General features: G+C 39.0%; 8 protein-coding genes. 1 reads left to right on the forward strand and 7 read right to left on the reverse strand.

Annotation, left to right across the window (positions count from 1 at the left end; genetic code table 11):
* Positions 1-37: 37 nt before the first annotated feature.
* The 7 genes from LACDD01_RS10890 to rlmH all read right to left on the reverse strand — a co-directional run bounded on the left by LACDD01_RS10890 (position 38) and on the right by rlmH (position 6,600).
* Positions 38-1,888, reverse strand: coding sequence for a proline--tRNA ligase (locus LACDD01_RS10890; RefSeq protein WP_017369962.1), 1,851 nt, complete (start codon positions 1,886-1,888; stop codon positions 38-40).
* A gap of 26 nt (positions 1,889-1,914) precedes the next feature.
* Positions 1,915-3,162 carry an RIP metalloprotease RseP gene (gene rseP / locus LACDD01_RS10895; protein WP_061415238.1) on the reverse strand — a complete coding sequence of 416 codons (1,248 nt, stop codon included), beginning with the start codon at positions 3,160-3,162 and terminating at the stop codon, positions 1,915-1,917.
* Between the two features lie 176 nt (positions 3,163-3,338).
* Positions 3,339-4,133: a phosphatidate cytidylyltransferase gene (locus LACDD01_RS10900; protein WP_019291563.1), complete on the reverse strand. Its 795-nt coding sequence runs from the start codon at positions 4,131-4,133 to the stop codon at positions 3,339-3,341.
* Positions 4,130-4,867, reverse strand: coding sequence for an isoprenyl transferase (locus tag LACDD01_RS10905; RefSeq protein WP_019292981.1), 738 nt, complete (start codon positions 4,865-4,867; stop codon positions 4,130-4,132). Before LACDD01_RS10905 ends, LACDD01_RS10900 begins: the two co-directional genes overlap by 4 nt.
* Positions 4,868-5,066: 199 nt before the next feature.
* Positions 5,067-5,402, reverse strand: a complete 336-nt coding sequence (gene yajC / locus LACDD01_RS10910) for a preprotein translocase subunit YajC (protein ID WP_014025468.1) — start codon at positions 5,400-5,402, stop codon at positions 5,067-5,069.
* Between the two features lie 74 nt (positions 5,403-5,476).
* Complete coding sequence (locus LACDD01_RS10915) at positions 5,477-6,124, reverse strand: DNA alkylation repair protein (protein WP_061415240.1); 648 nt, start codon at positions 6,122-6,124, stop codon at positions 5,477-5,479.
* Positions 6,121-6,600, reverse strand: a complete 480-nt coding sequence (gene rlmH, locus LACDD01_RS10920; RefSeq protein ID WP_019291566.1) for a 23S rRNA (pseudouridine(1915)-N(3))-methyltransferase RlmH — start codon at positions 6,598-6,600, stop codon at positions 6,121-6,123. Before rlmH ends, LACDD01_RS10915 begins: the two co-directional genes overlap by 4 nt.
* Before the next feature lie 302 nt (positions 6,601-6,902).
* Between rlmH and LACDD01_RS10925 the strand changes: the two genes are divergently transcribed.
* Positions 6,903-8,118, forward strand: a 1,216-nt coding sequence (locus LACDD01_RS10925; RefSeq protein WP_061415242.1) for a S1C family serine protease, incomplete at its 3' end; no start/stop codon positions are given.

The following is an 8,118-nucleotide window of genomic DNA, read 5'->3' on the forward strand; positions in this document are numbered from 1 at the left end:
ATTATCTCGATTTTTTTATACTTTTATAAATACTTCTTTATTTCGTCAAAATTTCAATCGTATTGACAAGTTCTTCTTTATTGATTTCAACAACTTCACCTGTTGCACGAATTTTAACTTCAACGATGCCTTCACTTGCTTTTTTACCGATCGTTACACGAACAGGTAAGCCAATCAAATCACTGTCTGCGAACTTCACTCCTGCACGTTCATTGCGGTCATCCACAAGAACTTGATAGCCTTTACCACGAAGGGCAGTTTCTAGTTCAGCTGTTACAGCCATTGCTTCTTCATCTTTTGTATTGACAGGTACCAAGTGAATATCAAATGGTGCAAGCTCTTTAGGGAAGTTGATTGACCAGCTGAATTTGTACTCTTCACGTGGTGTTTTCTCTACGTAAATGCGGGCAAATTGTTCAAGAATTGCTGAAAGCAAACGGCTCACGCCGATACCATAACAACCCATAACGATCGGCACTGCCTTACCATTTTTGTCAAGAACGTTGGCACCCATTGAATCTGAGTAGCGTGTGCCTAATTTAAAGATGTGTCCAATCTCAATACCACGCGCAAACTTAAGTGTGCCACGACCGTCAGGAGACATTTCGCCTTCGTTAACCGTACGTAAATCAACAAATTCGTCTACTTCAAAGTCACGACCAAAATTAGCATTACGATAGTGGAAACCATCTTCATTTGCTCCGATGATAGCATTCTTAACCGCTTGAACTTCACGGTCAGCAATAATCTTAACGTCTTTCAAACCGATAGGACCAAGTGAACCAAAGTGAGCACCAGCTAAGTTTTCGACATCTGCTTCTGTGGCAGGTTCGACAGAACTTGCACCTAAGTAGTTTTGGAGTTTGACTTCATTCAACTCATCATTACCGTGCATCAGTACTACAACCAACTCTTCATCAGCACGGAAAACAAGTGTTTTAATTGTTTCAGCAACGTCAGCTTCTAAAAAGGCAGCAACTTCATCGATTGTCTTCGCGTCAGGTGTTGCAACTTTTTCAAGCTCCAAAGTTTCCGTATAGCTAGCGATATTTTCAAACTTGTTTGTTGCCATTTCCAAGTTAGCAGAATAGTCACCACCGTCAGCATAAACGACTGTGTCTTCACCTGCAACAAGCCATTTGGCAAGTTCTTCTTGGATTTGCTCAATGACTGTGTTTGGAATTTCGTCAATTGATTCAATAGAATTTCCAAGAACCAACCATTTTTCCAGATCCGTGCGATCAGCTGTGATAGCCATAAACTCTTGGCTATCTTTACCGCCCATTGCACCACCGTCACCAATAATTGCTTTGAAATCAAGTCCTGCACGACTAAAGATTTTTTCATAAGCCCGCTTGTAGTCGTTGTACGTTTCATCAAGACTTTCATAGTCCGCATGGAAACTATAACCGTCTTTCATGATGAATTCACGACCGCGGAGCAACCCATAACGTGGACGTTTTTCATCACGATATTTCGATTGAATTTGGTAAACGTTTAAAGGAAGTTTTTTATATGAAGTAACTTCATCACGTACCAGGGCCGTCATTGTTTCTTCATGTGTAGGACCTAGGATAAAGTCGGAATGATCGCGGTTTTTCAACTTGTAGAGATCTTCCCCATAAGTATCGTAACGTCCTGATTCACGCCAGAGATCTGCTGTCAAAAGTGCAGGAGCCAAGAGTTCTACTGCACCGATTTCTTCAAATTCTTCGCGCATGATTGTTTTAAGTTTTTCAAGCACACGATTTGCCAATGGCAAGTAAGCGTAAATACCTGCAGAGATTTGACGGACATATCCCGCACGAACTAAAAGAGCATGTGAGATAACTTGTGCATCGCTTGGCATTTCGCGAAGCGTTGGTATAAGCATTTTTGATTGTTTCATATTTTATTCCTTAAATTTTTCGTTTCTTATCTAATAAAGGCTCGGAGGATATCATTCCAAGTCACAGCAATCATCAAGACCACCATAAAGACAAGACCAACAAGTGTTAAGATTCCTTCTTTTTCTTGTGAAAGTGGTTTGCCTCGTAGGGCCTCAACAATATTGAGGACAATTTTCCCTCCGTCAAGGACGGGGATTGGGATTAAATTTACGATTCCCAGATTAATTGAGAGCATGGCAAGTAAAGCGATAACAGATAATAGACCTTCTCGGGCTGCTTGCCCACTTAAATCATAAATAGCCACTGGTCCACCAAGTTTATCAAGACTTGGCTGTACAATGAGGTTACCTAAAGCTTTAAATATCAACGTTGTTGCGTTAGCAGCCTGAGTAAAGCCTCCCGTTAGCTTATCTAAAAAGCCTGTTTTGATTGTTTGAGTGATACCAATGCGGTATCTTCCGTCAATTTTTTCTGGCTTGAGCTCCAGTGTCTTCGTCGCACCTGCACGTTCAATATCCAGCTTGATTTCACTGCCATCATTTGCACCGATCCTTTGGACAACTTCTTCCCAATTATTGGTTTTTTCACCATTGACTGCTTGGATTTTATCCTTTGACTGTAAACCTGCCGAATAAGCAGGGGTGCCAGATTGGACTTGTCCGATTTGATTTGTATTAGAAGGTACACCACCTTGCATAAAAGTGATGATAATAAAAGCTATAATCCCTAAAATAAAGTTATTTAAAGGACCAGCAAAATTTGTTAAAATCTTGCCGAGAACGCTGGCACTTTGATATTGTACGTCGCGTGGAGCGATACGAAGTTCCGTGCCATCCGCTTCGATAATTGTTGCATCATGGTCAACTGAATAACGTTTTGTTTCACCAAAAACTTCTCCTTCGATGAAAAGTGCTTCTTCAAAATCGTATTCAGTGACCAGCATGGGGACACTATTTTCCAAAGTCACCCGCTCAGAAAGATTAATTTTAACCACCTGATTTTCAACAATCATCAAAGATGCCGGGGTTCCTTTTTTTATTTCCGTTGTATCATCGCCCCAGCCCGCCATGCGGACATAACCTCCAAGAGGAAGTATACGAATGCTATAAAACGTGCCATCTTTGGCTTGATGTGCAAAAATTTTGGGGCCCATTCCAATGGAAAACTCGCGGACTAAAATCCCCGCGCGCTTAGCAAAGAACAGATGACCATACTCATGTACAACAACAATAATACCAAAGACAATGATAAATGTTACCAATGTTTGAATCAATAAAGATCCTCCCTTAATCTTCTAGCTTTTCATCAGCTTGTGAGCGAATAACTTTAAAGGTGTATTTATTTCTTATTTTCTTTGAAACAAAACCCTCCTTAACACTCTATTTTACCTAAAGCGTAATAAAATGTGAAGTGAGAGTATTTTTATTTCGTATTATTTTACCTCAAGGCTTAGAACAAGCCTAATAAATGCATAATTGGGAAGACAAAGATTAAATTATCAAAGCGATCAAGCACGCCTCCATGTCCCGGTAAAAGTTTCCCTGAATCTTTTACCCCATAATGACGTTTGATACTTGACTCTACCAAGTCACCAATTTGTCCTACGATAGAAAAGACAATGGTAAAGAGAACAAGTTTTACGAAGCCGATTTGAGGCAAGTCATTTTTATAAAAAATAAACATCAAAATTGCAACGACTACTGCAGATAAGATACCTCCAATAGAACCTTCTACCGTCTTATTTGGTGAAACATCGGGGATTAATTTTCGTTTCCCAATTGATTTCCCGACAAAGTATGCCCCAATATCTGTAGACCAAACAATAAATAAGGCCAAGAAGACGACAGCTAATCCACTTTCACGTGCCAAGAGTAAGCTTTGAAAGCCAATACCTACATAAAAGGCTGAGAGAAAAGGAAAGCCAATATCTTCGAAACTATATGAACCTTTGGAAAAAACCATAGCGGTCAACATGCCAAATAAACAAAGCATGAAGAGAAGAGTACTTCCTTCAACATCCATGCCAAAGAAATATTTTCCAATCGGCAAAGCCAAGCATAAGGCCGCCATAGTTGATAATATTCCTTCAAAAGACATCAATTGTAGTTTGTGCATCTTGAACAGTTCATTCATCGCTATAATAACCAACAATGCTATTAAAATTTGAAAATAGGCACCGCCTGCCAACATTAGGCCAATAAAAACGGCTCCTCCGATAATAGCAGTGATTATACGCTTTATCATTTTACTCCTCCATATCTGCGATCACGTTTTTGAAACTCTAAAATAGCAGCATCTAAAGCTGCTTCATCAAAATCTGGCCAAGCTACATCTGTAAAATAAAGCTCACTGTAGGCAGCCTGCCAAGGTAAAAAGTTAGACAAACGTAATTCCCCTGACGTTCGGACAATCAAATCAGGATCCCGTAAATCTTCAGGCAAAATTGCTGTCTGTAAATGAGCAGAAAGTTCTTCTTCTGTAATTTCCGCCAAATCTTTACCACTTTTTGCCAACTCTTGAACAGCCAAAAGGATATCCCGACGTCCGCCATAATTCATGGCAAAGTTAAGAATCATTCCTGTATTATTGGCTGTTTCAGCAGCTGCACGGTCAATTGAATTTAAAGTTGCTTTCGGTAAACCTTCACGCTCGCCAATCATCCGAATTTGGATATTTTCTTCATTAAGAATTGGAAGATATTTACTATAAAAATCAATGGGCAAACTCATGATAAACTTGACCTCATCCATAGGACGAGACCAGTTTTCTGTCGAAAAAGCATAAACAGTCATTACCTTTACACCACGTCTTTGTCCGTGGATAGCTGCCGTCTTTAGGGCATCCATTCCGGCCTTATGACCAAAAATTCTTGGTTTCCCTTGACTTTTAGCCCAACGGCCATTTCCATCCATAATTATTCCAATATGCCGTGGCACTGGAATTTGCTCTTGCGAGTTATTTTTTAAGTTATTAAACATAGCACCTCACAGTTAGTACTCCCATTTTATCATATTTTGGATAAAAACACAGGTAAATTCGATACATTTTGCTCTGAAGTCACTGCAGCAATGGCTCTCTAAAGAGAAAAAGACCTGTTTTTTACAATACAATCACGGTGTTTTCGAAAAACAAAAAACCTATCACGAGTGATAGGCTTTTAAACTTATCTTTTACTGCTTATTCTTCGATTGGGTTATCTTCTTTTTTAGTTTCTTCAACAACTGTTGTTTCAGAAACTGTTGGTGCTGCAGCAGTATTGTTTTTTACTGTTTTAACAGCTGCACGATCAAAAGTTAAAATAACGCCTTCACAATCTAATTCGATCGTTGCATCAGCTTCATTCATACCACTCAAGACACCGTGTAAACCACCAATAGTTACGATTTCTGCGCCAATAACCATTGAGTTCAATTGTTCTTGACGTTGTTGTTGAGCTTTCTTTTGGCTACGGTTCATGAAGAACATCATCCCACCTACAACAACAACCATAAAGATCAAAGACATAACATTCATTTATTAAATTCTCCTTTAAAACATTGATTATCCACAGACAATAGGACTATTATAGCACATTTTGTAAGGGCTGTCTATAAATACTTGGACGCTTCACGCAAAGACAAATTTGCAAGTTTTTCTTCATTTTCTGAAAGAAAGTGGGCGACCCATTTTGGATGCGTCTGCGAATAATCTCTTAAAGCCCAGCCGATAGCCTTATTAATAAAAAATTCCTTTGACCCCAGATTATTTCGAATTACGGAGGACAGGAGTTCTGTATCTGTCGCTTCTTTAAAACCAAGCTGACAATCAATTGCGATACGACGAATCCAAAAATTTTCATCTATTGACCAATTCAAAATATCTTGTGATTTTATCTTTCCACTAAGCAAGAGAGTGCCCACCAACTCATCCAAACTATCCACTGTTTCCCACCAAGATTTTGTCGTTGCTAGCTGATAAATTTGGGGTAAATCTGTAGTCTTTAGATACTTCTTCATTTTTCGAAGATAGTCACATGCCAAATATTGAAATTCTCTTTCTTCTTCTGACCACAAACGATCAACAAGTTGCCAATCGATTATCTTTTCTTCAGCTTTTTCCTTTAAGAAACTTTTTGATAACTCGCGACGAACCGGTGTTGAAAGCCCTAAAAATTTAAACTGGTTGCGCAAATAAGCTTCTTGCTTCTTTGCCTTTTCTGTATCAGCATGGGCCTGAAAGTCTTCTATGATTTTCATTTATGATAGGCACTCCCTCTATTTATCATTTGTGCGCGATAAATTTGCTCAATAAGCACAAGCCGCATTAATTGATGGGGTAAAGTAAAACGCCCAAAAGATAGTTGTAAATCACTTCGTTTATAAACAGCATCAGATAGCCCCAGAGATCCTCCAATAACTAAAACTAAGTGACGCGTACCATAAATTTCACAGTTCTTCACAAATTCGGCCAGATTCTCACTGGTCATTAGCTTGCCTTGAATGGCAAGAACTGCCAACTTATCCCCATCATCAATTCGAGCCAATATTTTTTCACCTTCTCGATTTTTTACTGCTTCTTTTTCCTTGTCTGAAGCATTGTCGGGAATTTTTTCATCCGGCAACTCAATAATTTCCACAGGATTCATCGTGCGCATACGCTTTTGGTATTCGGCTATGCCATCCTTGAGATACTTTTCTTTAAGCTTTCCTACAACAATTAATTTTATCTTCATTCTTCTATTTTATCTTTTTCCCCAGTTGAAAGCAAAATGAAAGCTAGATTTATCAACATTTTTCACAACTTATCCACATTCTTGTGGAAAAGCTGTGAATTTTATTCACTTGTTCACAATTATTATTGAGTTTTACACAGAAGTGTGGAAAACTTCTTTTTCTATTCCATTTTAGTGGCTTTTAAGGTATTATATAAATGTGAGTATCCCGCAATTATAAGTATTATATTAAAGATTATTTAAGGAATGTACATTATACTTGTGTATAAATATTTCTTACTGGAAAAGGAGATTCTTGTACTATGGCAAAAAAAAATATCGCCTCATTACTTATTACAGGCGTAGCCGGGGGTGCTATCGCTCTCGGAGGTAGTGCTATCTACCAAAATATGACCAACACGCCGTCATCTAACAACACTTCGGACAATTCTGTAAGTACAGTTAACGTCCAAGTAAATACAGATACTACAAAAGCAATCAAGAAAATTTCGAACACTGTTGTTTCCGTTCTTAATTACCAAAAATCGTCCTCAAGCAACGATTTTGAGAAGATTTTCGGCGGAGGCGATACAAGTAGCAATGAGAGTAATACGCCACAGCTGGCTGGAGAGGGTTCTGGTGTTATTTACAAAAAGGATGGCAATACAGCATATATCGTCACCAACTATCACGTTATTGAAGGTGCTTCTTCCTTAGAAGTTCTCATGGCCGGCGGTCAAAAGGTTACTGCTGAAGTTGTTGGTTCTGATGCTTATTCTGATTTAGCTGTCCTCAAAATTGATGCTAAGTATGTCAAAGAAACAGCAACATTCGGCAACTCTGACAAACTTACTGTTGGTGAGCCCGCTATCGCGGTGGGTTCTCCCCTTGGAAGTGAGTATGCAAACTCAGCAACAGAAGGAATTGTTTCAAGTCTAAATCGCAATGTTACACTGCAAAACAGCCAAGGCCAAACAATTAATGTTAACGCTATTCAAACCGATGCAGCTATTAACCCCGGTAACTCTGGTGGTGCACTCATAAATATTCAAGGACAAGTCATCGGGATTACCTCAAGTAAAATTACCTCAACACCAAGCGGAACAAGCAGCAGTGGTGTCTCTGTAGAAGGTATGGGATTTGCAATTCCAGCCAATGATGTCGTTAACATTATCAATAAGTTGGAAAAAGATGGCAAAGTTATTCGACCTGCTCTCGGTGTACAAATGGTCAACTTGTCAAGTCTTTCCCAAAACATGTTAGCTTCGCTTAACCTTCCTGAAAACGTGACTAACGGTGTTGCTATCACTGAAGTTCAATCAGGAATGCCTGCTGCCAAAGCTGGACTCAAGCAAGGCGACGTTATTGTCAAAATCAATGATGACGAAATCACTTCAAGCGTGAACCTTCAAAGTACACTTTATAAGTCTTCAATTGGTGATACGATTAAGGTAACTTATTATCGTGACGGAAAACAGGCTACTGCGAATATCAAATTGGATAAAACAAGTAGTGATATCAACTTTGACAAACAAAATT

This window comes from Lactococcus sp. DD01, assembly GCF_001578715.1.
GTDB classification, from domain to species: domain Bacteria; phylum Bacillota; class Bacilli; order Lactobacillales; family Streptococcaceae; genus Lactococcus; species Lactococcus petauri.